This window comes from Parvibacter caecicola, assembly GCF_003725335.1.
Lineage (GTDB): Bacteria > Actinomycetota > Coriobacteriia > Coriobacteriales > Eggerthellaceae > Parvibacter > Parvibacter caecicola.
Map to the genome: position 1 here is coordinate 1 of NZ_QIBY01000024.1, position 24,883 is coordinate 24,883.

A 24,883-nucleotide genomic window follows, 5' to 3' on the forward strand; every position below is an offset into this window, starting at 1 on the left:
CCGCCTCGCGCCCGCCCCCCCCCTTCGTAGGGCCGAGATTCTATCTTGGCCTGGGCCGCAACCGCGTTTCGGTCGCAGCTTAGGCAGAGATAGAATCTCTGCCCTACGAAGGGTCCAGACCGCACAGAAGCAAGGGCTAGAGCCGAGCTTTTTCCAGTGCTCACTTTGAAAGATTCACCACATGGTAAGAGGTACTGCGGCCAGAGCCGGGCGCTTTCTCCAAAAGCCCCTTCGCCACAAGATCGCTGATGTCGCGCAAGGCGGTATCGCTGGACACCTTACACATCTTTGCCCATTTCCCCGAGGTCAGCTTCCCTTGGAAATCCCCCATCAACCGCTGCAGCATGTAGCGTTGGCGCTGGTTCATGGCCACTCCCTCAGCGCGACGCCACCACGCATCGCGCCACTCCGCCGCAGACACTGCCTCCTGGCTTGCCTCGATGGCACAACGGAACGCCTGCAGAAACCAAACCAGCCATGAAGTAATGTCACGCGTGCCCTTTTGGGCGCTCTCGATTTCCCTGTAATAATCTTCGCGATGGGCCATGATGAAAGATGCCATGCTGTAAAAGCGTCGGGCGCTGCCGTCGCTTCTGGCCAGCAACATTTCGGTGAGCGCCCGCGCCATGCGGCCGTTGCCGTCGTCGTAAGGGTGGATGGTCAGAAACCACAGATGGGCTATCGCCGCCTTCAGCAGGTTGTCGGAGCTGTTCTCGTTAAACCAGGCTAGGAATTCCTCCATCAGCGCCGGCACCGCATTTGCAGCAGGGGCGTCATAGTGCATCTTCTCGTGGCCGATGGCGCCACTTACCACCTGCATAGGGCCGGTGCGCAACTGGCCTACCGCAATCCTGCGCAACCCGCTGTATCCCGCAGGGAACAGGGCCGCATGCCAGCCGGCCAACCTCTCCAATGTCAGCGGCGCGGCAAAGTTTACTGTTGCGTCCAGCATCACAGCCACGGCGCCGTCAACCGCGCCCGTGTCCAGAGAGTCGTCGCATGGCCCCAGTCCAAGCTGCCGGGCAACGGACGAACGCACCTTTGAGGGGTCAAGCTCCTGACCTTCAATGCGCGATGAGGCCACCACCTCTTGGGAGACGGCGTCAAGCTGCAGCCGGTCTCCAACGGAAAACCCCAGCCCAGCGACACGGCCCAGCAGATTCCCCTGATCAAAGCGAGCATCGCCCAGCAGCGGCGCCACAACAGCGGCATCCCAGGTGAAATTCGTCCATTTGTCCCGTTCGTGAAGATACATGCGATTCAGTTTAAGGGCCGATGCGGCGATAAGCAAGATATTCGCCGCAAATTATGCGGTGATTAACGCGTCATTCTCCGCACTACACCCAAAACATCTCTCGCCCTCCGCCTCGTGCGCCCCTCCCAAGGTGCGCGGCGGAGCAGCGCACAGTCCGCCCACCCTCTTCGTGGGGCCATACCGGATGCGCCGCGCCCTTCGTAGGGCCGAGATTCTATCTCGGCCTGGGCCGCAACCGCGTTTCGGCCGCAACTTAGGCAGAGATAGAATCTCTGCCCTACGAAAACCGAAGCAACGGGCGGGGGCGGCGGGGCGGCGGTGCAATGGCGGGCGCGCACCTGCCGCAACGCACGTAATCCGCCGCCCTTCGCAGGGCCGGGGCAACCGGCGCGCAGGCTACACGACACGCGGACTAGCCCCCTCGCAGGACCGAGGTTACACGTCGGACAGGCTATACGGCGTCGGCGCCGCGCTCGAAGGTGCGGATGCGGATGGCCTCCTCCACCGGCGAGACGAAAATCTTGCCGTCCCCCACTTGACCGGTGCGAGCGCAACCCACAATCACCTCCACCAGCCGGTCCACCTCGCCGTTTTCGGCCACAATCTCGAACTTCACCTTGGGCACCATGTTCAGCAGCACCTCGTTGCCGCGGAAGTACTCGGTCCAGCCGTGCTGGGCGCCGCAGCCGTGCACCTGGCTGATGGTCATGCCGCTCACATCGGCGGCGAACAGGGCGTCCTTCAGCGGCTCCAGCATCTCGGGCCGCACGATGGCTGTAATCTTCTTCACGTTCACCACTCCTTAATCCAGGCCCAGGTAGGCCGGGTACGCGCTTTCGCCATGGGCCGCCACGTCCAGCCCCTGCGCCTCTTTCGCTTCGCTCACCCGCAAGCTGCCGCCGAAGACGGCCTTGACAACAAGCGCCAGCGCCACGTCCGCGATGCCCACAAACGCAACGGTTACCAGAATGCCCAGCACTTGCGCCCCCAACAGATGGAAATCGCCGGTGTAGAGCAGACCGCCGAAATCGGTCCAGGAAAGCTCGGGCACGCAGAACAGGCCGGTGAGGATGCCGCCGGTAACGCCGCCGATGGCATGGCAACCGAAAGCGTCCAGCGCGTCATCGTAGCCAATGGCATGCTTCAGCTTTGAAATGGCGAAGTAGCACACCGGCGACACGATGAGGCCCATCACCAGAGCGGCCCACGGCTCCACGAAACCGGCCGCCGGCGTGATGACCACCAGGCCCGCCACCAGGCCCGTTGCCGCGCCCACCAGCGTGGGCTTGCCCACCGCGACGCGCTCCACCACCATCCAGGACACCAGAGCCGCGGCGCTGGCAGCCACCGTGTTCAGCAGCGCCAGGGCCGCCACGCCATCGGCGGCAAACTCCGAGCCGGCGTTGAAGCCGAACCAACCGAACCACAAAAGCGTGGCGCCCAGCACCACGAAGGGCACGTTGTGGGGCCGGTAGCTGAGGGCGCCGAAACCCTTGCGCGCCCCCAGGAACAGGCACAGGATAAGGCCGGTGAGGCCGGACGAGATATGCACCACGTCGCCTCCGGCGAAGTCGAGCGCGCCGATGATGCTGCCAATCAGTGAACCGTCGCCGCCCCACACCATGTGGGCCAGCGGCGCGTACACGACCACCACCCACAGGGCCAAAAACGCGCACACGGCGCCGAACTTCATGCGGCCCGCCAGCGAACCGGTGATGATGGCGGCGGTGATCATGGCGAACGCCATCTGGAAAACGATGTTGATGATGGCGGGGTATCCGGCCGCAAGTTCGGGATCGCCCCCGTCCAGCACCGCCGCCCCCGACAGCACCGCGAATGCGTCCGGCGTGGCCGCAGCCTCGGCCATTAGGTCGTTCACCGCACTCAGGCAGCCCAGTTGGTCAAGACCGCCGAAAAACGGAATGGAACCGTCTCCGCCGTAAGCGAACGACCAGCCGCAAATCACCCAGGCGATTCCCACTACGCCTAAGGCGGCGAAGGTCATGATCATGGTGTTCACCACGTTCTTGCGACGGGAAAGGCCCCCGTAGAAAAACGAGAGGCCAGGCGTCATGAGCAGCACTAGCATGGTGCACACCAGCATGAAGCCAGTTGATCCAGTGTCCAGCATTTTTCCTCCTTTTCAGTTCGTCCGAACAGGGGGCGAGGAAGTGCTCCGGGGGCCGTGGTTCTCTGCAGGCGGAAGGGCCCGGCGAAACACTCCCCCGCTCCCTGTTGCGGGTTTGCCTCGCGCACCATCAAGGGTGCCACCGGACGCGGCCATGCGGATTTCGCGTTTCAAGAGTTTACGAACTTAAAAATCGGCGTTAACAAACCGGCCCAACTCCCGCAACACGCCCGAAACACGGCCCGGCGCCGCATCGGGAGCACTACAATGATGTCGCACGTCACTGCTAGAGAAAGGCCCGCATATGACCGTTGAGTTCGTACCGGTGAAGACCGATGAGGACATCGCCCGCGTGGCGAAAATGGCCGGCGAGATCTGGAACGAGTACTGGCCGCCCATCATCGGCCAAGCGCAAACCAACTACATGGTGGAGCACTTCCAAAGCCTGCCCGCTTTCACCGCCGACGTTAAGGACAAGGGCTACGAGTACTGGTTCATCACCGTGCGCGAGGACGAAACGCCGGTGGAGCTGGCCCAAGCGACTGGCGATGCGGGGCTGCAGGAGAAAGGCTTCTCGCTGGAAGACGCTGCGGAAAACCAGTACGCCATCGAAAGCGAGCGGGACTCGCTACTGGCGAAGGAAGCCATCGGCGCGGCGTGCGAGATGCCCCAGCTGCGCATCGTGGGCTATACCGGCGGCCACGGAGAAGAGGACGGCCGGTTCTTCATTTCCAAAATTTACCTAGTGAAAGACCAGCGGGGCAAAGGGCTGTGCTCCGAAACCATCCGCTTCTACGAAGCGCTGTGCCGCGACCGCGGGCTGCGCGCCATGTACCTCACGGTGAACAAACACAACGATTTGGGCATCCGCGCCTACAAGGGCAAAGGGTTCGAGGTCATCGACGCCGTGGAAACCAACATCGGCGAGGGCTTCGTGATGGACGACTACATCTTGGAGAAGAAACTGCGCTAACTGCCCGCCCCCGACGGGGCCGGTGACGATAATAGACGTCTATTGCCGCCATAGAGGGGCTGGCGGTACGAGTAGCGGCGGGATGGGGCCTTCCTGCGGGAAGGCGTTATTGCAGGAAGGCGTTGCGGACGGATTCGGCGATGCCTTCGGCGTCCAGGCCCACTTCGTGCAACAGCTGCGGCACCGAGCCGTGGCGCACGAAACGATCGGGCAGCGCCAGCGTGGTAACCGAACACTGCGCCCGGTGCTGCGCCAGCACCTCGATCACGCCTTCGCCGCAACCGCCCACCATGGCGCCCTCTTCGGCAGTGATCACGCAACCGGTTTCCGCTGCGGCCAAAATGGCCTCCTTGTCCAGCGGCTTCGCCCACAGCATATCTACCACCCGCACGTCGATGCCCTCTTCCGCCAGCATCTCCGCCGCCTCCATCGCCCGATAGGCTACCGGGCCGAAAGCCAGCACGCAGGCATCGGACCCCTCCCGCATCAGGCGGGACTTCCCCACCTCCAGCATCTGGGGCACCTCCGGCACCGAAACGCCCATGCCGTTGCCGCGCGGATAGCGCAGCGACACCGGCCCCGGCAGCGCCAGCGCCGTGTGCAGGGCGTTCGCCAGGTCGACCTCGTCGGCCGGCGCCAGCACCCGCATATGGGGGATGGTGCGCATGTACACCAAATCGAACGCGCCGTGATGGGTGGCGCCGTCCTCCCCCACCAACCCGGCGCGGTCGATGGCCAGCACCACATTGGCCTGGGATAGGGCGCAGTCCACCACAATCTGGTCGAAGGAGCGCTGCAGGAACGTGGAGTAAATGGCCACCACCGGCTTTTTTCCCGCAAAGGCCAGGCCGCTGGCCAGGCCCACCGCGTTTTCCTCGGCAATGCCCACGTCGATGAAGCGCTCGGGGAACTGCTCGGCGAAGGGTTTGAGGCCGGTGCCCCCCTCCATGGCGGCGGTAATGGCCACCACCGCGTCGTCGGCGCGGCCCTCCTCCAAAAGCGCCTGGCCGAACACCGTGGTGAAGGCGGGAGGCGCTGGCTTTTTGGGTTTGGCAGCGCCTGTGGCCACCTCGAAGGGGCCCACACCGTGGAAGCGCTCGGGGTCTTGCTCGGCCGGCGCGTAGCCGGCGCCTTTCTTCGTTACCACGTGCACCAGCACCGGACCCTCGGTTTGCAGCACCAGCCGCAGCGTGTCCTCCAGCTCGCGGATGTTGTGGCCGTCGATGGGAGCAGTGCAGGTGATGCCCAGGCTCTCGAAGATCATAGAAGAAGCCAAGAAGAACTGCTTGGCGGATTCCTTCGCGCGCTTCCCCAAGTCAAGCAGGATCTTGCCCAGCACGCCGCTGGATTCCAGCTCCTCTTGGGCGGCGTCGCGCAGCTTGCGGTAGCGGTTGTCGGCGCGCATGTTGCCCAGATGCTTCATCAGCGCGCCCACGTTGCGCGAGATGGACATCATGTTGTCGTTCAGGATGATGACCATGGGCAGCTGCGCCTGGCCGATGTAATTCAGCGCTTCGAAGGCCATGCCGCCGGAAAGGGAGGCGTCGCCGATGACCGCCACCACCTTCTCGTTCGAGCCGTTCAGCTGCGCCGCCTTCGCGTAACCGGCCGCCACCGACAGCGAATCGGAGGCGTGGCCGGAGGGATGGGCGTCGTAGGGGCTTTCCTCGGGCTTGGTGAAGCCGGAAAGGCCGCCATAGGTGCGCAGCGTGGGAAATTGCGAGCGGCGCCCCGTAACCAGCTTGTGGGCGTAAGCCTGATGCCCCACGTCGAACACCAGCCTGTCATGGGGGCAGTTCAGCACCCGATGGGCCGCCAGTACAATCTCCACCGCCCCCAGCGACGAGGCGATGTGACCGCCGTTTTCGGCGCAGGTGCTGACGATTTCTTCGCGAATCTCCTGGGCCAGGATGGACAGCTCGGGGTACGTGAGAACTTTGAGGTCCTCGGGGGCGCTGATAGCGTCCAGAATGCGCGGCTCCACAGGAATCACTGCCCCTCGGCGGCGCCGGCCTGGGCGGCCTCCGGAGCGCCAGACCCTTCAGCAGCGTCAACGGCCAGGGCGCCCTCGGCAGCGGCGTCGGTATCTGTGGCAGCGGCGGCGCCCTCTGCGGCGCTGTCGCCCGCAGCGGCACCGTCGCCAGCAGAACCGTCGACGCCATCGGCGGGAGCCTCGCCCTCCGCCTCTTCGGCCTGCGCGGAAGAGGCGGCCAGGTAGGCCTCCACATCGGTTTCGGAAAGGTCGCAAGCGGCAAGCCCCAGCTTCACCGCCTCTTCGTAGAGGGCCAGCGCGTCGTCGAGGGAGATGTCCTCGGCGGCCACCTCGTCCACAATCTGCTCGAGGCGCTGCTGCATGTCCTCGAAAGTACGGCCAGTCTGTTGAGCCATTGCCTCTCCTTAGCAGGTGGTCTCGGGAACATCGGCGGGAGCCGGCGCCCCCTCAGCCTGAGCGTTTTCGCCGTTTTTAGGCAGAGATAGAATCTCTGCCCTACGAGAAGACAGATCGTCAGTGATATCCGAGGCGGAAGCGGCCACAGCGCCAGGGGCATCGGCCGGCGCGTCGACAGCGGCGGCATCCGAGGCGGGAGCGGCCTCGGCGCCGGGAGCATTAGCCGGAGCATCGGCCCCATCGGCCACGCCGGCATCGCCGGCCCCATCGGCCGCGTTAGCGGAAGCCGGGGCATCGGCAGCGGGAATCGCATCGGCCGCATCGGCCCCATCGGCCGCATCGGCGTCGCCAGCCGCAACGCCGGGGGCGCCATCGCCATCGCCCGGCACGGCCATTTCTGGGTCTTCCTCCAGCTTGCGGGCCAGGCGGCCCAGCACGCCGTTCACGAAGCGGGGCGACTCGTCTTCGCCGCCGAAGGCCTTGGCCAGCTCCACCGCCTCGTTGATGGCCACCGACACCGGCACGTCATCGGAAAACAGAATCTCGTACGCCGCCAGCCGCAGCACCGCCAGGTCTACCATGGGCATGCGGGAAAGCGTCCAATTCTCGGAGATGGACTGCAGGCAGTCGTCGATCTTCGCCTGGTTCTCCTGCACGCCGCGCACCGCCGCCAGCGAAAAGTCGCTCAAGGGGCCTTCCTCAATCAGGCACAGCCCTTCGTTCAACAAATCCAGCGGCTTTTTCCCCTGCACCTCGGAGGTGTAGAGAATCTGGACCGCCATGATGCGGCCGTCGCGGCGTTCTTTTTGTTTAGAGCCCATAGTGAACAGCTTTGCCTTCCGGTGCGGGGCGAACAAATACGGGATGCCGGACATCGCGCCCGGCCGGGAAAGAACAAGGCCCGCCGCCCGCCTGGGGCCGGGCCTTGCCGAAATGGTTTACGAAGCGAACTGGATGCCGTCGATGTACACGTCCACCGCCGTCACGTTGCGGCCCACCTGCAGCGCCACGGCGTCGGCAATGGCGGTGCGCAGTTTGGCGGCCAGCTGCGGCAGCGGGAAGCCGGAGTAGGCCTCGATGTGAATGTCCACGGCCATGTTGTCGCCCTCGCCCGGTTGAATGGCGATGCCCTGGGTGGTGGGTTTGGCGGCAATCATGTTGCGCAGCCCGCTGGCGGCAAACGACCCCACCGAAGCCACGCCCTCCACCTCGGAGGCGGCCATGGAGATGATGGTCTCCACCACGCCGGGGCCCAGAATCATGCCCTCTGTCATTTCGCTTTCGCTCATAGCACATCTCCCATCTCGGTTTCGATGAAGGCAGTGGTCACATCGCCCTCGCAGAAAGCCTCGTTCTCAAGCACACGCTTATGGAAGGGAATCGTCGTGGCGATGCCCTCGATCTCGAACTCGTCCAGCGCGCGACGGGCGCGGGCCAACACTTCTTCGCGGTCTTGGCCAGATATTATCAGTTTGGCAACCATGGAGTCGTAATAAGGGGAAATTTTGGCACCGCTTCGTATGTAGGACTCCACACGCACGCCGGGGCCCGAAGGCGCCTCGAACTTGGTGATGGTGCCGGGGCACGGCCGGAAGCCGTGGGCCGGGTCCTCCGCGTTGATACGGAACTCCATCGCGTGGCCCTGGGGCGAGAACGGCGCGCGGTTGGCGCAGCTGATGGGCTCGCCCGCGGCGATGCGCAGCTGCTCTTTGATGATATCGGTGCCGGTGATCTGCTCGGACACCGGATGCTCCACCTGCACGCGGGTGTTCATCTCCATGAAGTAGAAGTGGCCGCGCTCGTCCAGCAGGAACTCGATGGTGCCGGCGTTGCGGTAGTTCACCGCCCGCACCGCCTTCAAGGCCGCCAGCGTCATCTGGCGGCGGATCTCGTCGGTAAGGGCCGGCGAGGGGGCCTCCTCAATCAGCTTCTGGTGGCGCCGCTGCACCGAGCAGTCGCGCTCGCACAGGGCGATGTTGTTGCCGAAGTCGTCCGCCAGCACCTGCACCTCAACGTGGCGGGGGCGCAGCACCAGCTTCTCCAGGTACACGCCGTCGTTGCCGAAGGCGGCGCCAGCCTCGGCGCGGGCGGCCTTGTACTGCGACTCCAGATCTTCGGGGGCGTGCACTTCGCGCATGCCCTTGCCGCCGCCGCCGGCCGTGGCTTTGATCAGCACCGGATAGCCCACTGCGTCGGCGAAGGCCTTGGCCTCCTCCACCGTGTCCAGGCAGCCGTCAGAGCCGGGCACCGTGGGCACGCCGCAGGCCTTCATGGTTTCGCGGGCCGAGCTTTTGTCGCCCATGGAATCGATGCACTCGGGCGCAGGGCCGATGAACACCAGGTCGTTGTCGGCGCAGGCGCGGGCGAACTCGGAGTTCTCCGCCAAAAAGCCGTAGCCGGGATGGATGGCCTGGGCGCCCGTCTGCAGGGCCGCCTCGATGATGTTGGGGATGACCAGGTAGCTCTTGTTGGCAGGGGCCGGGCCGATGCACACCGCCTCGTCGGCGTAACGCACCGGGTAGGTGTCGGCGTCCTCGGTGGAGTACACCGCCACCGTTTTAATCCCCAGCTCCTTGCAGGCGCGCATCACGCGCAGGGCCACCTCGCCGCGGTTGGCAATGAGAATCTTGTCGAACATTACAGCGACTCCGCGACGGTGGGAACCTTCTCATGGGGCTCGATGTAGAACAGCACCGTGCCGAACTCCACCGGGGTGGCGTCTTCCACGCACACCTCGCGCACCGTGCCCATTTCCTCGGCCGTGATCTCGTTCATGAGCTTCATGGCCTCCACGATGCAGAGGGTTTCGTTGGCGGCCACCTCGTCGCCCACCTTCACGAACGGCGGCTCGCCGGGGGCGGGGGCGGCGTAGAAGGTGCCCACCATGGGGGCGGTTACCGCCTGCCAGGTGGCGGGGCGGCTGTCGGCGGCAGTGGCCGGGTTCTCGGCCGGGGCCACCGGGGCGGGCACGGCCGCCGCCTGGGGCGCCTGGGCCTGGGCGGCCGCCACCGGGGCGGCTATCGAGCCAGGCATGCGCACCGCGATGCGAACGCCCTCCTCTTCCACAACAATTTCGCCCACGCCGCTCTCTTCGGCAACGCGAACCAGTTCGCGAATCTGGTTGATGTCCACGTAATCGTCCTCCTTAGTGGCACTGGATTCCTGCTCCAGCATGAATTCGACCTTCTCAGACGTGCGGTGCTTCGAAAGATAGGTGCGGGCCTCGTTCGGGAACAGGGCGTACATCAGCACGTCCTCTTCGCTGTGGGCCAAATCGCCGATCTCTTCCGCCACCTCGTCGTAGGTGGTGGTGACCAGCGAACCGGGGGCCACATCCGGGTCCAGGCACTCGGCGCCGGCCGACACCTTCGCCACGATTTCCTTGTTCATGGGGCCGGGCGCCTTGCCGTAGTAACCGCAGATGTAGTCCTTCATCTCTTTGGAAACCACGCTCCAGCGCTTGCCGGTGAGCACGTTGAACACCGCCTGGGTGCCCACGATTTGGGAAAGCGGCGTGACCAGCGGCGGATAGCCCACCTCGGCGCGCACGCGGGGGATTTCGGCCATCACTTCCGGCAGGCGATCGGCGGCCTTTTGCACTTCCAGCTGGCTGACCAGGTTGCTCATCATGCCGCCGGGCACCTGGTGCGAGAACACCTTCATATGGGTGAGGGAGGAAACGCCGCGCTTGTAATGACCGCGCTTGCGCACCTCTTCCCAGTATTCGGAAATCTCGAACAGCAGATCCAAATCGAGCCCGGTGTCGTAGCGGCTCTCCTGGAAGGCGGCGGCGATCATCTCCACCGCCGGGTGCGAATTGCCGAAGGCCAGCGGCGCATGGGCGGTGTCGGCGATGGCCGCGCCCGCTTCGGCCGCCTTGATGATGTTGGCCGGCGCCATGCCGCCCACGTAATGGCAGTGGATGTGCACCGGCAGGCCGATTTCGGCGTTGAAGGCCTTCACCATGCGCTCGGTGCGGTACGGGGTGAGCATGCCGGCCATGTCCTTGATGGCAATGGAGTCGGCCCCCAGGTCTTTCAGCTGCTGGCCGTAGTCCAGGAAGCTGTCCAGGGTGTGCACCGGCGAGATGGTATAGGAGATGGCTCCTTCGAAATGGGCGCCGCAGGCCTTGATGGCCTCGGCGTTGTCGATGACGTTGCGGATGTCGTTCAGGGCGTCGAACACGCGGAACACTTCGATGCCATTGCGATGCGCGGCGGAAATGAAGTGATTCACGATGTCTTTGGAGTAATGCTTGTAGCCCACCAGGTTCTGGCCGCGGGAGAGCATGGCCAGGGGCGTATTGGGAGTGTTGGCCTTGATGGCACGCAGCCGCTCCCAGGGGTTCTCGTCCAAAAAGCGCAGGCAGGAATCGAACGTGGCACCGCCCCAGGCCTCAATGGCCCAGTAGCCCACGCGATCCATCTTCGGCAAAATGGGAAGCATCTCGCCAATCTGCATGCGCGTGGCCCACAGGCTCTGCTGGCCGTCGCGGATGGTGGTGTCCATTATCTGAAGCCTCGACATGGAAGAGCGCACCTCCTTTTCTCGTAAGTCAAAGATCAAGCAATTCATTATAGGAGAAGGCGCCCATAATAGAAGCCTCTGTCAGAAGGGCGGGGGCCAGCATCGGGTAAAAGGGCGTGCGCCCATGACAGGGGACGGGGATAACGTCATGCCCTGCCCCTTGCGGCCGGGTGGGCCTTCGTAGGGCAGAGACCCCGTCTCTGCCTGGGGCGCTGCCGCGGTTGGCGCTTCGGCAGAGATAGAATCTCTGCCCTACGAAAAGACGACAGGAAGCATGACGGGAAACATGACGTTATCCCCGTCCCCTGTCATGCCCCACCGCGGGACTCAGCCTGCCCTTGCTCCGCATCCTCACTTGTACGGTATTCGTCAAAGGCGTCCATGAGCTCCATGCGCGAGTGCACATCGCACTTACGGTAAATGCCGTGAACATGGGCGCGGACGGTGGACTCGGCGATGAAAAGCTTTTCCGCAGCGAAGCTTGTGGTGCGCCCCGCAAGCAGATAGAAGGCCACCTCCCCCTCGCGACGGGAAAGCCCGCAAGCTTCGGCGAAACCCCGCACCAGCTCTTCCTGCGTGGGCCCCGCAATGCCCGCCTCAGACAATGCCCGATCATCAGCCAATGTGGCAAACGTCGCCAATTCGCGTTCGGTAAGCACCAGGGAAACCGCGACAAGGGCCACGAACAACCCCAGAGCCGCCAGCTCGAAGGCAACGGCAGACGCCCCGAAGAGGGATGCCGCGCCAAACACCACCAGCCACCCCAAAAACATGCCGATCGTGATGATCAGCCGGGCAACGGCCATAACGCGAAGCAGCGATGCATCGTTCGCCTTCACGATATTGCAGCAATCGTTGAGGATGAGCAGCTCGAAGAGCACGTAGCCAAGTGCAACGCAAAAACCGCCGGCCACGCGGGGCGCACCGGGCAGAACCATGAGCAGAAAGCCCAAACCTATCAGAGGAGCCACGATGCGATACAGCCCGTAAGGCCGCTCGGGATGCCTGGCTTTTTTGAAAAAGACACCGCATCCGATGCCCAGCACCACCATCGCCACTGGCTCTACCGTGAACAGCCGGCTTTCTTCGCCGCCGGCAAACAGGGCGATGCCGCAAGAAAGAGAAAACGCGAACGAGTACAACGCCAACGCGGCGCCGATGCGCCCCCACTGCCCCCAAGAGGCCCGAAGGGGCGATGGAGGGGCACCGGCGGCCCGGAAAAGCCCCGAACCGTCCTGGGCGCGCCCCAAACGCTGGGACAAGACGAAAGCGGCGCCCGACAGCAAGGGGAACAGCACCGAAAACAGCGCCATTGCGTTGAGTCCCAAACCGGCCACCAGCAAAAAGAGCAGCGACCCAATGGCGTAAGAGCCCACCAGGAGCACAAAGGTCTCCCCCAGCTTCATGTAGCCGAAGAAGCACAGCCACAACAGAAAAAGCGACACCTCGCCCGCCCCCGCGGCAACAGCGGAAAGGCTGACTGCCACCGGGTTGTCTCCCCACATCAGCACAAGGGGCGCCGCAAGGGCGCTTGCGCCAACGCCGATAGCGAGCAGCAAATACTGGCCCGGCACCGATGCCAGCCGGCGGGCCAGAAGCAGCACAAGCACAAGCCAGAGCGCCCTCACTGAAAGCTCCACCATCTCGAAAGGCGCACCGCCAAAGCAAAACGGCGCGCCAATGAGCGGAGACGGCGTAACCCCCGCCAAGAAAAGCCAGGCCCAAAAGAACCCGAACCCGAAAAATCGTATGGGGAAAAGGCCCTCGGCTACCGCAGTGACTGTGGAGCCGTCCCCTTCTTCCCTTGTGTTCCGATAATCCACTCTTCCCCCTCACTCCAATCCCCACCTGCGAAAACTAAGAACCTAAACGTTTTGATGGAGGGTGTTTTCCCGAAAATTACAGCGCTTCGGAGAATACTCAGCGCCCGGAAATGCCCCTAATCTAGCACCAACGGGAGGCTCGGCTTTGACGAGTGGATGAGCCTCCCGGAAGTGTACCAGATTTGCCTGTGCGCATATAAAGAGACGAGGAGAGGGGAAAGCGTGAAAACGAGGGAGGAAGCGGATTCCGCCAAGAGCCTCCAGGGGGGCAACGGGGCGGCAAAGCCTCAGGGGCCGGGCCTCAGTCGCCGGTCGCTCATCGGCGGCGCCGCGATGGCCGCGGGACTTCTGGCCTTCGGCGGTGCCACGGCGGCCTTCGGCGGCGAGACCGACCGTCTGCGACCACCGGGGGGCCAGGATGCCGACCGGTTCTGGGGCGCGTGCATCCGCTGCGACCGCTGCCGGGCGGCCTGCCCGCTTACTGCCATCGGCGTAGAGGGGCTCGTCCCCGGCATCATCGGGGCGCGGCTGCCGATCATGGACTTCCGCGAGGGCTACTGCAACATGTGCGACGGCACCTTCCGCTGCATCGCCGCCTGCCCCACCGGAGCGCTCATCCCCTTCGATCCTTATGTGGACAAGATCGGCATGGCCGTGGTGGACGAAGCCGAGTGCCAACTGTACGGCATCTCTGGCACGTGCAACGCGCCCTGCATCGACGCCTGCGAGTGGGACGCCCTGTCCCTGGACGAGAACGGGCGCTTGACGGTGAACGAGGAGTGCTGCAACGGCTGCGGCGCCTGCGAGTACGTTTGCCCCACCAGCGCCTACCGCAATTACGACGCCAGCGACAAGCGCGGCATCAATGTGGAGGTGTGGCATGGCTAAGCTGACAACCCCCGGGAAGGGCACCGAGGCTTCCGCGCAACAGGAAGGGACCGGCCACTCGAAAGTGAGCCGCATGCGCCGGTACGTCCCAGGCATCGTTTTCGCCCTTCTCGTCATCGGCCTGGTAACCGGCATCGGCTCGGGCACCCTCTGCTCGGTGGGTTACGATTCCATCGCGGCGGTATGCCCCCTCGGAGCATTGGAATCGCTCTTCGGCGCCGGCGCCTTCGTGGCCCGGACCGTAATCATTCTGGCCGTTGCCGCCGCAGCGGTGCTGCTCGTGGGCAAGGCCTTCTGCAGCTGGGTGTGCCCCATCCCGCCGCTCGATCGCTTCCTGTCGGGCAAGAAACGCCGCGAGGCCGACAAAGCGGCGCGCACCGAGGCGGCCCAGCACGTGAGCGGGCGTCTAACCGCCTGCGCTAACTGCACGGGCTGCAGCGAGAAGAAGCCCGGCGAAAAGCCCCTCGCCCCCTCCGATGGCGCCGCCAAGCGACGGTTCGCGAAGGTGGACGGGCGCCATGTGGTGCTCGGCGGCTCCCTTCTGTCGGCAGCGGTCTGCGGGTTTCCCGTGTTCTGCCTCGTCTGCCCGGTGGGCCTCACTTTCGCCACGGCCATCGCCCTCTACCGCCTCGTCGGGTTCAACGAGCCCACCCTGGACCTCATTGTGTTCCCCCTCGTCATCGTAGCTGAACTCACCCTGCTGCGGAAATGGTGCCATCGCTTCTGCCCCATCAGCGCCCTCATGTCACTCGTGGCCAACTTCAATAAAACCACGCGTCCCAAGATCGACCCCGACCTCTGCCTGCGCAAAGACGGCACACCCTGCACCGTGTGCGCTGCCGCCTGCCCCGAGTTCATCGATCCGGCGGGAGATCTGGGCGACCGATCCCTAGCCGAGTGCACCCGCTGCGGCCAGTGCGCCGCCGCCTGCCCCGCAGACGCCATCCGCTTCACGAAGAAAGGATTGACCCGTGGAAACCGCTAGCATGCCCGCACCCCGCGACACTGCCGTCGGCGGCCTCTCGCCTGAATCTGCAGACGTTGCGTCCGCACCCGAGGCCGACACCTGCGCCGAGGCCACCTTCGAGGAAGCCGTGGCCGCCCTCACCGAGACAGTGAACCGGGCGCCCCTGCACCGCGAGATCTTCCTCAAGTTGCTTACCTTTTGCACCACCCAGCGCACGCTCGCCGAAGCCGAGGAGGCGGTCCGAGCCTGCTCCGAGTTCCCCTCGGTGGCTCAGAGCCCCTACCGTCTCGTCCGCACCCTCGTGCACGCCGGCGGCTTGTATTGGTTGGAGCTGGACGAGACGGGCCGGCCCCTGACGTCCCAGGCCAAGGCGGGGCTCACCCCCGACGAGATCGAGGATGCTACCTTCGCCTACGCCGTGGTAACCACCCCGGTTGGCGAGCAGGTGGCCGAGGACCTTGCGCCCGAGAAACGGCTGCGGCGTCTCTTCGACCTCGTGCCCCAGCGGCTTACCACCTACCTGGACCTTATGGACTTCTGCCGCGAGAAGCGCACCTTCAAGGAGATCGAGGCGCTGTTGCGCACCCGGCCCGCCGCCGCTTTCGCGAGCACCACATCAAGCCAACCCCTGCAACCGAGCTTCTTCGTAGATGCGCTGGAACGCTCGGGAGGCCTTGCCTGGAACGACGGATGGAAGATCACAGAGAGGGGAATGAAGGTATTGCAGCAACTTCGTTAGGAGCATCGTTTTAACCGTAGAGAGGAAAGAGAGGACCCCCATGACCAAGGGAACCATCAGCCGACGCAGCTTCATGAAAGCCGCAGCGGCCACGGGCGCGGCCCTTACGGCCGTCGGCTCAATCCCGCTGCTCGAGGAAACCGACCAGGCCTTCGCCGCCGGATCCGTAGAGCGCGTGATGCACAAGACCGCCTGCCACGGCTGCACCAACTGCTGCCCTGTGCGCGTGTACACCGAAGACGGGCGCGTCGTGAAAATCGAGGGCGATCCGGACGGCCCCCTGAACAAGGGTGGCGTGTGCCTGAAGTGCCTGTCCCAGATCCAGACCGTTTACAGCCCCCGCCACATACTGCACCCCATGAAGCGCGTCGGCGAGCGCGGCGAGAACCGGTGGGAAGCGATCAGCTGGGAGGAGGCCGTGGATCTGGCCGGCGAGCAGATCGCCACGGCTGTGAAGAAGTACGGCCCCTACTCCTACTGGAGTGCCCGCGGAGGCGGCGGCGCCTACATCGAGTGGGAGACCTCCGGCCTCGACTATACCTTCGGCGGCTGCAACTCGCTTGCCTCCGGCGCCTGCCAGTGCGCTATGCCGCGCGACTTCGTCTCCACCACCTCGGTAGGCTTCAATTGCTGCGTTGACATGGACAACGTGGACCGCTGGGTGGGCATTACCGACAACGCCGAGCTGGACGGCACCCGCCGCGACGACACGGAGCGCGTCTTCGTGCTGTGGGGCAGCCAACCGCACTCCTCCAAGGCGGCTCACGGCGGCCACGGGCTAACCGACGCCCGGTCGAACCTCGGCGTGAAGACCATCGTCGTGGACCCCTACATGACCGCTGAGGCCACCAAAGCCGATGTGTGGCTTCCCGTGCGCCCCGGCTCCGACTGCGCCCTTATGCTGTCGTGGATTCATCATATCATCGAGAACAACCTCTACGATGAAGCGTTCGTCAAGCATTGGACCAACCTTCCCTTCCTCATCAACCCCGAAACCCGCATGGCCTACCGTGCCGAGGAAGTATGGCCCGATTACGTGAATCCGGCCGCCGACCCAGCCGGTATCTACGACACCCCGGCCTACGTGTGCTTCGACGCGAAAACCAACTCCATCCAGCCTTTCCCCTTCACCGCCCCCGAGAACTGCGCGGTCGATCCGGTCATCTTCGCCACCGCCACCGTGAACGGCAAGGAGGCCAAGACAGCGGGCCAGATTTACAAGGAAGAGGCCGAGCCCTGGACGCTCGAGGCCGCCGGCGAGACCTGCTGGCTCGACCCCGAGCGCATTCGCGAGGCTGTGGAGCTGTACGCCAACGCCGACTTCGGCGGCCTGTCCAACGGCGTGTTCTCCGACCACCAGGAGAACTCCTCCACTGCGCCTTTGGGGGCGCTCGCCATCGACGCGCTGCTGGGATACGTGGAGTCCCCCTGCTCCGCCTTCCAGAACCACGGTGCCGCCAGCCGCACCGCCGATCGCCCGACTCAGCGCCTGGGCGTGTTCTCCTCCACCTTCGAGCGCTACGGCCTCGGCTGGACCACTGGCCTCACCAAGGCCGAAAACGACCGTCTGCTGGACGCCATCGTGGCCAGATGGGACGCCAAGGGCCGCGACGGCAAGGAGATGCAGCGCTACTTCTTCCAGTCGCGCTGCGACACCATGGGCGCCAACGAGCACAAGGGCATTCACCAGTGGCAGACCTGCGCTCCCAAAGAGTTGCGGCAGGCCATCACCACCGGCGAGCCTTACCGCCCGCGCGTGATGTACGAGATGTCGGGCAACAAGTACGCAGTCATGGGCCCCACGCTGGAGTGGAAGAAGGCCTACGACGAGCAGGACTTCGTCATCCAGCAGTACCCCAACATGACCTCGTTCACCGTGCAGAGCGTTGACTTGTTCCTCCCCACTACCGAATGGCTGGAATACGACTCCTACGAGGCGCCGGGCACCCACTTCAACCGCCACTACGCCCGCTGCCAGGTAACGCACCTCGGCGAGACCGTGAACCCCTTCGTCTCCCCCTACCAGGTGGCCGAGGCTGCCGTGGAGAAGCTCGGCGCCGAAAACGTGTTCGACCCCGACGCCTACAAGGTGCCCTTCTACGAGAGCCTTGAGGCGGCCCGGGCCGATTGGGCCGAGCAGATGGGCAAAGGAAGCTGGCAGGAGATGCTCGACGACATCGACCACCGCTTCACCGAGGAGCCCATGGACGACTACATGGCCTACTACCAGTACAAGGAGCCGGTGAGCGACGGGCTGCCCCGCGGGTTCGCCACGATATCGCGCAAGGTGGACGTGTACTCCGAAGCCATGCTGCGCCTGGCCCGCACCGGCTTCCCCTACATGTACCCCTTCAACCAGCCGGCCTGCGACGACTACGATCCCATCTGCACCTTCAAGGAGCCCACGGAAAGCCCACTTGAAGGCGCCGAGGGCTACGATTCCGAGTATCCGCTCGTCATTACCACGGGACGCTTGCCCCACTTCCATCACGGCACCATGCGCCACGCGCCCTTTATCCGGGAGGTCATGCCCGCGCCCGAGCTGAAGATCAATCCCGACACAGCGGCGAAATACGGCATCGAGCACCTGGACTGGGTGAAGATCACCTCACGCCGCGGCTCATCCAATGCGCGCGCCTATCTCACCCAGGGCATCGCCCCGGGAGTGCTCATCACCGAGCGCTTCTGGAATCCCGAGTGCTTCGACGAGACGCAAGAGTCCATCACTCCTGGCATCGAGGAATGCGGCTACAACATCATGTCCGCCGATGAGTTCCAAAACCCCTGCTTCGCCACGAACAGCTACCGCGCCTTCACGGTGAAGATCGAGAAGACCGAGCGCCCCGAGCGCATCTGGATCGAAAGCGAACAGTTCCAACCGTTCATGCCCACGCTTTCGGGCGAACCTGTCACCGAGGAGGTGTTCTAAATGCGCAAGGGTCTGCTGATCAACCTGGACCGCTGCTCGGGCTGCGACAGCTGCATCGTCGCCTGCAAACTGGAAAACGAGCTGCCCCTGGGCCATTTCTACAACAAGGTCATCGCCGTGGGCCCCACGGGCACCTTCCCCAACGTGGAGAAATACTGGCTGCCGTCCCAGTGCCAGCAGTGCGAGAACCCGGCCTGCGTTCACGTTTGCCCCACTGCCGCCAGTTACCGCGACCCGGCCACCGGCATGGTGCTCATCAACAAAGAGAAATGCATCGGCTGCCAGTACTGCATCTACGCCTGTCCCTACGGCGTACGTCAATTCAACGAGGATGCCGGCGTGGTGCAGAAGTGCACGCTGTGCGCCCAAATCACCGCTGACGGCGATGGCGTGCCGGCCTGTGTCCACAACTGCAACTGCGGCGCGCGTTTCTTCGGCGACTACGACGATCCGGATTCCGATGTGAGCCGCGAACTCGCGAAGTACCCGGAGGAGGCCATCCACACCCTGCCCGACCCCAATAACGCCAAGCCGCTCACGCGCTACATTCTGTCCCCCAAGTTCGCTTCCTGGAAGGAGCTGGTGTAACCATGGCGATCCAATGGCCCTTGGTCCTGTTCTCACTTATGGCCGGCGCCGCCGGCGCCGTGCTCGCCTTCTCTGGCCTTTCCTCCCTCATCGGCGGCTGCGCAACCACAAGACGGCGCGCCGTATGGACCGCCCTTGCCCTTCTCGTGGCCGGAGGACTGTGCTCGGTGGCGCACCTGGCCTCTCCCCTCAACGCCATCAGCGCCGTCACCAACCTGCTGTCCTTTTCAGGCATTTCCATCGAGCTGATGCTGTTGGCTGCTACCTTTATCGTGGGCGTGGTTTACCTGATTCTGACCCGCGAGCGCGTCCACAGCGGGGTGCAAGTAGTGGCCGTGTTGGCGATTGTGTTCGGCATCGCCATCGGGTTCTTCTGCGGCCATGGCTACGTCATCGACGCCCAACCCACATGGAACAGCGAAACCCTGCCCTTCGCATATGCAGGCACATCGCTTGCCCTGGGCGGCTTCATATATGCGCTGATTGCTTCGATGGCGCCAAAACCCTCCCTTTCCGAGGATGCCGATCAGACGGAAAAGGCATTGAAGTTGCCTTGGGCTGTGCTTGTCGCATCGGCACTCGGGGCCACCGGCATAGCGGCTTACCTCCTTTTCCTGGGCCTCGATGCAGCTTCCGCCCAGGGGGCTCTTTTCTGGGGAGGCGCAGTGGCGTGCGGCATCGTCGGAACGCTGGCGTGCGCCGTCATCAACCTGGTGCCTGCAGCCGCAAAGGGCGCGATGCCGATTGCCATCGCGGGCATCGTCTGCGCGGCGGCCGGCGGCATTGCGGTGCGCATGCTCATGTGGGTCTGTGCCAGCGGATACATCGATCTCTTCTCCCTCGGCATCCCCAGCGTGATCATGAACCTGTAGCCAATCGTCCCCACCGGGGCAAAGTGCCCCGGTGGGGATACGCGCCCTCCCCACTCGTCATCCAAGGAGCCCCTTATGAACGACAACATGCTCGATATCGAACTTCTGCGAAATCGCGCCGCCCTCTATCGGATGCTCGCCACGCTTTACTTCAAACCGCTATCCTCCGAGCAAATCGAAGCGCTGGCATCAAGCGATCTCAGCTCTCTCGCCGCAGAGGAAAACTCCCCCTTTGCCGAGGCCTATGCTGATTTGGGCGGTGCACTGCGCCTTCGCCACACAGGAACCAAAGAGCAACTTGCCGCAGACTACACGGGCGCTTTTTACGGCATCCGCACTCACAAGGGGCGCACGGCCCAGCCTTTCGAATCGCTGTTCCGCACCGGAGGAAAAGCCGAACTTATGGGCGAAGCGCGCAGCGAAGTGTACCAAGAGCTGAAGCGCCAGAAGCTCAAAGTGCCCGATGGCATCGATCTGCCGGAAGACCACCTGTCGTTCATCTTCGAATACCTTGGCCTCCTTTGCGACCAGGCTGCAACGCTCCTGCAATCCGGGAACCACGCAGAGGGGGAAGCGATCCTCGAAACGCAGCGCGATTTCTTTATGGCCCACGTGGATTCATGGATAAACAGCTTCATCGCCCAGGGACGTCTTATGGTGGAAACCCGGTTTTATCGGGGCGTTCTGAAACTAACCGAAGCCTTTGTCGCCGAAGAAAAAGAACTTTTGGAAAACGGCGGCGAACGCTGAGTCTCTACCACCAATAGGCAATCGCAGCAACGGCCCCAAACAGGGCCGTTGCTTTTTTTTGCAAAAATAGCTGGAATTGGCGGGCGCAAAAGAAGCCCCCGCCAGAAAGGCGGGGGCCAGCATCGGGTAAAAGGGCGTGCGCCCATGACAGGGCGCCCATGACAGGGGACGGGGATAACGTCATGCCCTGCCCCTTGCGGCCGGGTGGGCCTTCGTAGGGCAGAGACAGGGTCTCTGCCCTACGAAAAGACGACAGGAAACCTGACGAGGAACCTGACGTTATCCCCGTTCCCTGTCATGCCCCAGGTCCAGCGCCAGTAGGCGGGGGTTTCCGTGGTGGGTCAGATTGGCCCGAAGGGCGGCCGAGCGGCCTTCGGGCCGTGAGGGCAAGCCCTGAGCGCCAAGATGGTCCGCCACGGGAGGCCCCGGCGGACGAGGGGTTCCGCGGGTCGCCAGACCCGCGGAACTCTTTAACCCTGCCAGGCGAACTTGCGCAGGATGTAGCGGAAGCTGGGGTCGTTGCCGGCGTTGGGCAGGGCGTGCACGTCGGCGTCGGTGAAGGGCTCGGCGAAGTCGGAGAGCTTCACGCGGGAGGCCCCCAGCTCCGGCCCCTCGAAGGAGGCCAGCCCCTTCTCCATGTCGCCGAAGAAGCGGGCCATGCCGCCGCACTGGGCCACGCACTGGGGAAGCTCCCCTTGCGCGACGCGCTGCTCGCAGAGGGTGCACTTCTCCACCACGCGCTCCTCCTCGTTGAGGTAGCGCACGCCGTAGGGGCAGGCCATGGCGCAGAACTGGCAGCCGATGCACTTCTCCTTGTCCACCTGCACGGTGCCGTCCTCGAGCTTGTGGCTGGCCTCGGTGGGGCACACCTGCACGCAGGCGGGGTTCTCGCAGTGCTGGCACTGCACGGTGAGGAAGTACAGGTAGTCGCTTCCGTCGGCCTTGTTCACGCCGTCGATGGGGGCGTTGGGGCCGATCCGCAGGGTCTTGCACCAGAAGCTGCCGATTGGCACGCCGTTCACGGCCTTGCAGGCGGTGGAGCAGGCCAGGCAGCCCACGCAGCGGTTGACGTCGGTGACGATCGAGTACTGGGTCATCTTAGGCCTCCCTTCCCTCGTAGACCGGCAGCCATTCCTTCAGGCGCGGGTCGGAGGCGTCGTGGATGATCTCGGTGCCGTCGTGGCCGCAGGGCACCGGGTTGTTGAAGGGCGAGTTCTCCGGCGTGGCCTTGTAGATCTTGCCCAGGTAGGCGCGCAGGTTGGAGGCGCCGCAGTGGGGGTCGCGGGCCCAGGGGTCGATGAGGTGGTTGACGGCGCAGAGCTCGTGGCCCTTGCCGTTCTGCTCCAGCTCCGGGAACCACCACTGGTGCTCGCAGTTGATGGTGCCCTTGCGCACGCCGTAGTACAGGTCGGCCACCTCGCGGATCTTGCCCCAGGGCGTCTCGATCCACACCCAGTCGCCCTGCTCGATGCCGTACTCCTTGGCGTCGTCGGGGTTGATCTCCACGCGCGGCGCGGGCCAGAGCTCCCGGCACCAGGGCAGCTGCCGGTGCTCGGAGTGGAAGTACACCGGGATGCGGCGGCCGGTGGTGATGATCAGCGGGTACTCCGCGAACATCTCCGGGTCGGACACGGGGCTGTGCGGCGGCTCGGTGTAGGTGGGCAAGTTCCACTGGCCCTCGGGGTGGAACGATTCCATGACCGTGGACCAAATTTCCACCTTTTTAGTGGGGGTGTAGAAGCCGGGCAGCCAGTCGCCCACGGTGCCCACGAAGCCCACGGCGGTGCGGCCGCGGATGGCGCCGGTTTGGTAACGGCGGTAGGTGCCCCACAGGTCGGGCTCCACTTCCTTGCAGTCCCACCAGCCGTGCTCCTGGAAGTCGGCGGCGAACTTCTCCCAGCCTTGCGGCTCGAAGGCCATGACCGACATGTCCAGCATCTGGTCGATGGTGGGGTACTCGGGGGCCACGGGGATAACGTTGTAGGGAACCCCCTTCTCCTTGTACAGCATCTCGATGATCTCGCCGTCGAACTTGGCCTCTCCCGGCGGGTCGATGCACTTGATGGTGGCGCCCATGGCACCGGACGCGCCCTGCGAGGTACGGGGGCTGTTCAGCTCCAGGAAGTGGGCGGCGGGCATCTTGATGTCGCAAACCGTGCCGCCGGGGGTGTGCCACAGGTTGTTCTCCACGTAGAAGTCCAGGCTCTTCAGGGCATCCCACGCCATGTCGGAGTTGCACTGGTGCATGAAGTTGCCCGACGAGTTGAAGGCGCCCACCACGGGGTACGGCTCGCCGGTGAGCACGGCGTTGTACACGGTGGTGGCGTCCGACCACATGCCCCACCACTTCAGCAGTGGGATGTCCTGATTGCCCAGCAGTTTGTCCATCTGGCCCGGGGACAGCATGGGCATGCCGGAACCGTTGTTGGCGAAGCCGAACTGGCCGCCCTCGATGGGGGCCTTGGTGGAATGGCGATTGCCGCCGGGGGTGTCGTAGTTGCCGCAGATGGAGCTGAGGTTGTTCAGGGCGCGGGAGTTCTGGATGGCGGTGTTGGCGTGCTCGACGGCCAGCATGTACTGGATGCCGCCGTTGCCGTAGCCGGTTTCCGGGCGCAGGCGGGTGGCGTAGGCCAGCGCCGCGTCGCGGATGCTCTCGGCCGGCACGCCGCAGATCTCGGACACCACTTCGGGGGTGTACTCGGCCGCGCGCTCGGCGTACTTCTGGAACACCGGCACGGCGGTGTGGGCGCTGCCGTCCTTCAGGGTCACCTGAAACTCGCCGAACAGGGCCGGGTCGATTTCCGTGGCGAAGCCGTCCTCGGCGCCAAAGCCGGTGGGGTCGAGCACGAAGCCCTGGGAGAAGCCGGGGGCGAGGTTTTCCTGCATGGCCTCCTTGCCGGCGGTGGCGGGGGCCCACGTCTCCCCTTCCCAGAAGCTGGTGCTGGCATCGAAGTAGGTCAGCTTGTTGTTCAGGTTGTCCCACACCATGAAGCGCTGCGGGCTGCCGCCTTCCACCAGGTCGCTTTCTTTCAGCAGCTTGGTTTTAACCTCGAAGGGCACGCCGCAGCAGGGGGAAATCTCGGTCCAGCCGGAGGGCTCCAGATCTTCCACCACCAAAAACGGGCCGTCGGTCCACTTCTTGGTGAACAGGCTGTCGTAGAGGTCGTTCTCAATCACCACGTTGGTCCAGGCCAGCGCCATGGCACCGTCGGTGCCGGGGCGCAGGTGCAGCTGGTAGTCGCCCTCCTTGCCCATGTTGGTCTCGCGCGGGTCAACGCAGATGTGGGTCTTGGCGCGGGTCGCCACGTCCACCGTGGTGCGGCAGGAGTCGTCGTAGTTCGACATCTCGGAGGCGCCGCCCCAGGCCACGTACACGTCCGGATGGCCCACCGTTTCCATCCAGGAGTCGGTGAAGCTGGACACCATCATCGTGGCGAAGTGGCGCGGGCCCTTGCAGATCTGCCAGGCCTGCACGATGTTGGGGGAATCCCACAGGTACATGCCGTTGGAGGCGCCGAACATGCACCACACCCGCGACGTGCCACACATGCCGAACAGCGACTCTCCGCCGTACTTGGCCTGCAGCTCGTTGAACTTGGAAACCACCGTGGAGATGGCCTCGTCCCACGAGATGCGCACCCAGCCGGGATCGTCGGATTCCTTGTCGTTGGTGCGCTTCAGCGGGTAGCGCAGGCGGTCGGGGTGGTAGGCGGCCTGCATGGCCGACTGCGATTTGGTGCAGCAGTTGCCCATCGACTGGAAGGCGGTCGGGTCGCCCTCCATGCGGATGACCTTGCCGTCCTGCACCACGGCGATGACGCCGCACTCCATCTTGCCGCAGCCGCGGCAGCCGGTGCGCACCCGCTTGATCTCGCCGCTCTTCTCCTGGGCATTCTCGGCGGCGGCCGCGAAGCCGGAAGGCACCGCGGACAGGGCCCCCGCAGCGGCGGCCGTGGCAGCCGACAGCTTCAGGAAACTGCGACGTGACATTTTCAACTGCGTCATGTCTCTCCTCCTTCTTCCTCTTCCTTGGAAGGAGGCCCGGTCCCCCACGG

Annotated in this window: 20 protein-coding genes; 8 read left to right on the top strand and 12 right to left on the bottom strand. The window is 64.4% G+C overall.

The window, feature by feature from the left end; all coding sequences use genetic code 11:
- Positions 1-160: 160 nt before the first annotated feature.
- The 3 genes from DMP11_RS09425 to DMP11_RS09435 form a co-directional block, all read right to left on the bottom strand.
- A complete protein-coding gene (locus DMP11_RS09425; RefSeq protein WP_123186234.1) occupies positions 161-1,255 on the bottom strand; it encodes a Fic family protein in 1,095 nt (364 codons plus the stop codon).
- A gap of 451 nt (positions 1,256-1,706) precedes the next feature.
- Entirely contained in the window at positions 1,707-2,045 is a 339-nt protein-coding gene (locus DMP11_RS09430) for a P-II family nitrogen regulator (protein ID WP_123186254.1), read from the bottom strand.
- 12 nt (positions 2,046-2,057) lie between these two features.
- Complete coding sequence (locus tag DMP11_RS09435) at positions 2,058-3,386, bottom strand: ammonium transporter (RefSeq protein ID WP_123186235.1); 1,329 nt, start codon at positions 3,384-3,386, stop codon at positions 2,058-2,060.
- Positions 3,387-3,687: 301 nt separating this feature from the next.
- Here DMP11_RS09435 and DMP11_RS10560 point away from each other — a divergent pair, with 301 nt between their 5' ends.
- A complete protein-coding gene (locus DMP11_RS10560) occupies positions 3,688-4,356 on the top strand; it encodes a GNAT family N-acetyltransferase (protein WP_235869442.1) in 669 nt (222 codons plus the stop codon).
- Positions 4,357-4,462: 106 nt separating this feature from the next.
- Here the strand turns inward: DMP11_RS10560 and dxs are convergent, their stop codons facing one another.
- The 7 genes from dxs to DMP11_RS09475 all read right to left on the bottom strand — a co-directional run bounded on the left by dxs (position 4,463) and on the right by DMP11_RS09475 (position 13,095).
- Positions 4,463-6,340, bottom strand: a complete 1,878-nt coding sequence (dxs, locus tag DMP11_RS09445; RefSeq protein ID WP_123186256.1) for a 1-deoxy-D-xylulose-5-phosphate synthase — start codon at positions 6,338-6,340, stop codon at positions 4,463-4,465.
- A gap of 5 nt (positions 6,341-6,345) precedes the next feature.
- On the bottom strand, positions 6,346-6,744 hold the full coding sequence (xseB, locus tag DMP11_RS09450) for an exodeoxyribonuclease VII small subunit (RefSeq protein ID WP_123186236.1): 399 nt from the start codon (positions 6,742-6,744) through the stop codon (positions 6,346-6,348).
- 9 nt (positions 6,745-6,753) lie between these two features.
- On the bottom strand, positions 6,754-7,566 hold the full coding sequence (gene nusB, locus DMP11_RS09455) for a transcription antitermination factor NusB (RefSeq protein WP_161555355.1): 813 nt from the start codon (positions 7,564-7,566) through the stop codon (positions 6,754-6,756).
- Positions 7,567-7,683: 117 nt separating this feature from the next.
- Positions 7,684-8,034 carry an Asp23/Gls24 family envelope stress response protein gene (locus DMP11_RS09460; protein ID WP_123186238.1) on the bottom strand — a complete coding sequence of 117 codons (351 nt, stop codon included), beginning with the start codon at positions 8,032-8,034 and terminating at the stop codon, positions 7,684-7,686.
- A complete protein-coding gene (gene accC / locus DMP11_RS09465; RefSeq protein ID WP_123186239.1) occupies positions 8,031-9,383 on the bottom strand; it encodes an acetyl-CoA carboxylase biotin carboxylase subunit in 1,353 nt (450 codons plus the stop codon). The genes DMP11_RS09460 and accC overlap by 4 nt, the downstream gene beginning before the upstream one ends.
- The gene (gene accB / locus DMP11_RS09470) at positions 9,383-11,272 is read right to left on the bottom strand and encodes an acetyl-CoA carboxylase biotin carboxyl carrier protein (protein ID WP_123186240.1); all 1,890 of its coding nucleotides are present in this window, start codon (positions 11,270-11,272) and stop codon (positions 9,383-9,385) included. Before accB ends, accC begins: the two co-directional genes overlap by 1 nt.
- 308 nt (positions 11,273-11,580) lie before the next feature.
- Complete coding sequence (locus DMP11_RS09475) at positions 11,581-13,095, bottom strand: helix-turn-helix transcriptional regulator (RefSeq protein ID WP_123186241.1); 1,515 nt, start codon at positions 13,093-13,095, stop codon at positions 11,581-11,583.
- Between the two features lie 222 nt (positions 13,096-13,317).
- Here DMP11_RS09475 and DMP11_RS09480 point away from each other — a divergent pair, with 222 nt between their 5' ends.
- The 7 genes from DMP11_RS09480 to DMP11_RS09510 all read left to right on the top strand — a co-directional run bounded on the left by DMP11_RS09480 (position 13,318) and on the right by DMP11_RS09510 (position 20,828).
- On the top strand, positions 13,318-13,983 hold the full coding sequence (locus DMP11_RS09480) for a 4Fe-4S dicluster domain-containing protein (protein ID WP_161555356.1): 666 nt from the start codon (positions 13,318-13,320) through the stop codon (positions 13,981-13,983).
- Positions 13,976-14,968 carry a 4Fe-4S binding protein gene (locus DMP11_RS09485; protein WP_161555357.1) on the top strand — a complete coding sequence of 331 codons (993 nt, stop codon included), beginning with the start codon at positions 13,976-13,978 and terminating at the stop codon, positions 14,966-14,968. Before DMP11_RS09480 ends, DMP11_RS09485 begins: the two co-directional genes overlap by 8 nt.
- Positions 14,955-15,689: a hypothetical protein gene (locus DMP11_RS09490; RefSeq protein WP_123186244.1), complete on the top strand. Its 735-nt coding sequence runs from the start codon at positions 14,955-14,957 to the stop codon at positions 15,687-15,689. The genes DMP11_RS09485 and DMP11_RS09490 overlap by 14 nt, the downstream gene beginning before the upstream one ends.
- 40 nt (positions 15,690-15,729) lie before the next feature.
- Positions 15,730-18,618 (top strand): molybdopterin-containing oxidoreductase family protein, encoded by a 2,889-nt coding sequence (locus DMP11_RS09495; RefSeq protein ID WP_123186245.1) that lies wholly within the window; start codon positions 15,730-15,732, stop codon positions 18,616-18,618.
- On the top strand, positions 18,619-19,206 hold the full coding sequence (locus DMP11_RS09500) for a 4Fe-4S dicluster domain-containing protein (protein WP_123186246.1): 588 nt from the start codon (positions 18,619-18,621) through the stop codon (positions 19,204-19,206).
- Positions 19,207-19,208: 2 nt separating this feature from the next.
- Entirely contained in the window at positions 19,209-20,078 is an 870-nt protein-coding gene (locus DMP11_RS09505; protein ID WP_123186247.1) for a DmsC/YnfH family molybdoenzyme membrane anchor subunit, read from the top strand.
- A gap of 75 nt (positions 20,079-20,153) precedes the next feature.
- Complete coding sequence (locus tag DMP11_RS09510; protein ID WP_123186248.1) at positions 20,154-20,828, top strand: TorD/DmsD family molecular chaperone; 675 nt, start codon at positions 20,154-20,156, stop codon at positions 20,826-20,828.
- Between the two features lie 470 nt (positions 20,829-21,298).
- Here the strand turns inward: DMP11_RS09510 and DMP11_RS09520 are convergent, their stop codons facing one another.
- Both DMP11_RS09520 and DMP11_RS09525 read right to left on the bottom strand, forming a co-directional pair.
- A complete protein-coding gene (locus DMP11_RS09520) occupies positions 21,299-21,925 on the bottom strand; it encodes a 4Fe-4S dicluster domain-containing protein (RefSeq protein WP_123186250.1) in 627 nt (208 codons plus the stop codon).
- Position 21,926: 1 nt separating this feature from the next.
- Complete coding sequence (locus tag DMP11_RS09525) at positions 21,927-24,833, bottom strand: molybdopterin-containing oxidoreductase family protein (RefSeq protein WP_123186251.1); 2,907 nt, start codon at positions 24,831-24,833, stop codon at positions 21,927-21,929.
- Positions 24,834-24,883: the final 50 nt, after the last annotated feature.

Coding starts and splice junctions, on each gene's coding strand:
- DMP11_RS09425 (WP_123186234.1), bottom strand. CDS start 1,255: ATGTATCTTCACGAACGGGACAAATGGACGAATTTCACCTGGGATGCC.
- DMP11_RS09435 (WP_123186235.1), bottom strand. CDS start 3,386: ATGCTGGACACTGGATCAACTGGCTTCATGCTGGTGTGCACCATGCTA.
- DMP11_RS10560 (WP_235869442.1), top strand. CDS start 3,688: ATGACCGTTGAGTTCGTACCGGTGAAGACCGATGAGGACATCGCCCGC.
- xseB (WP_123186236.1), bottom strand. CDS start 6,744: ATGGCTCAACAGACTGGCCGTACTTTCGAGGACATGCAGCAGCGCCTC.
- nusB (WP_161555355.1), bottom strand. CDS start 7,566: ATGGGCTCTAAACAAAAAGAACGCCGCGACGGCCGCATCATGGCGGTC.
- DMP11_RS09460 (WP_123186238.1), bottom strand. CDS start 8,034: ATGAGCGAAAGCGAAATGACAGAGGGCATGATTCTGGGCCCCGGCGTG.
- accC (WP_123186239.1), bottom strand. CDS start 9,383: ATGTTCGACAAGATTCTCATTGCCAACCGCGGCGAGGTGGCCCTGCGC.
- accB (WP_123186240.1), bottom strand. CDS start 11,272: ATGTCGAGGCTTCAGATAATGGACACCACCATCCGCGACGGCCAGCAG.
- DMP11_RS09485 (WP_161555357.1), top strand. CDS start 13,976: ATGGCTAAGCTGACAACCCCCGGGAAGGGCACCGAGGCTTCCGCGCAA.
- DMP11_RS09495 (WP_123186245.1), top strand. CDS start 15,730: ATGACCAAGGGAACCATCAGCCGACGCAGCTTCATGAAAGCCGCAGCG.
- DMP11_RS09500 (WP_123186246.1), top strand. CDS start 18,619: ATGCGCAAGGGTCTGCTGATCAACCTGGACCGCTGCTCGGGCTGCGAC.
- DMP11_RS09505 (WP_123186247.1), top strand. CDS start 19,209: ATGGCGATCCAATGGCCCTTGGTCCTGTTCTCACTTATGGCCGGCGCC.
- DMP11_RS09510 (WP_123186248.1), top strand. CDS start 20,154: ATGAACGACAACATGCTCGATATCGAACTTCTGCGAAATCGCGCCGCC.
- DMP11_RS09520 (WP_123186250.1), bottom strand. CDS start 21,925: ATGACCCAGTACTCGATCGTCACCGACGTCAACCGCTGCGTGGGCTGC.
- DMP11_RS09525 (WP_123186251.1), bottom strand. CDS start 24,833: ATGACGCAGTTGAAAATGTCACGTCGCAGTTTCCTGAAGCTGTCGGCT.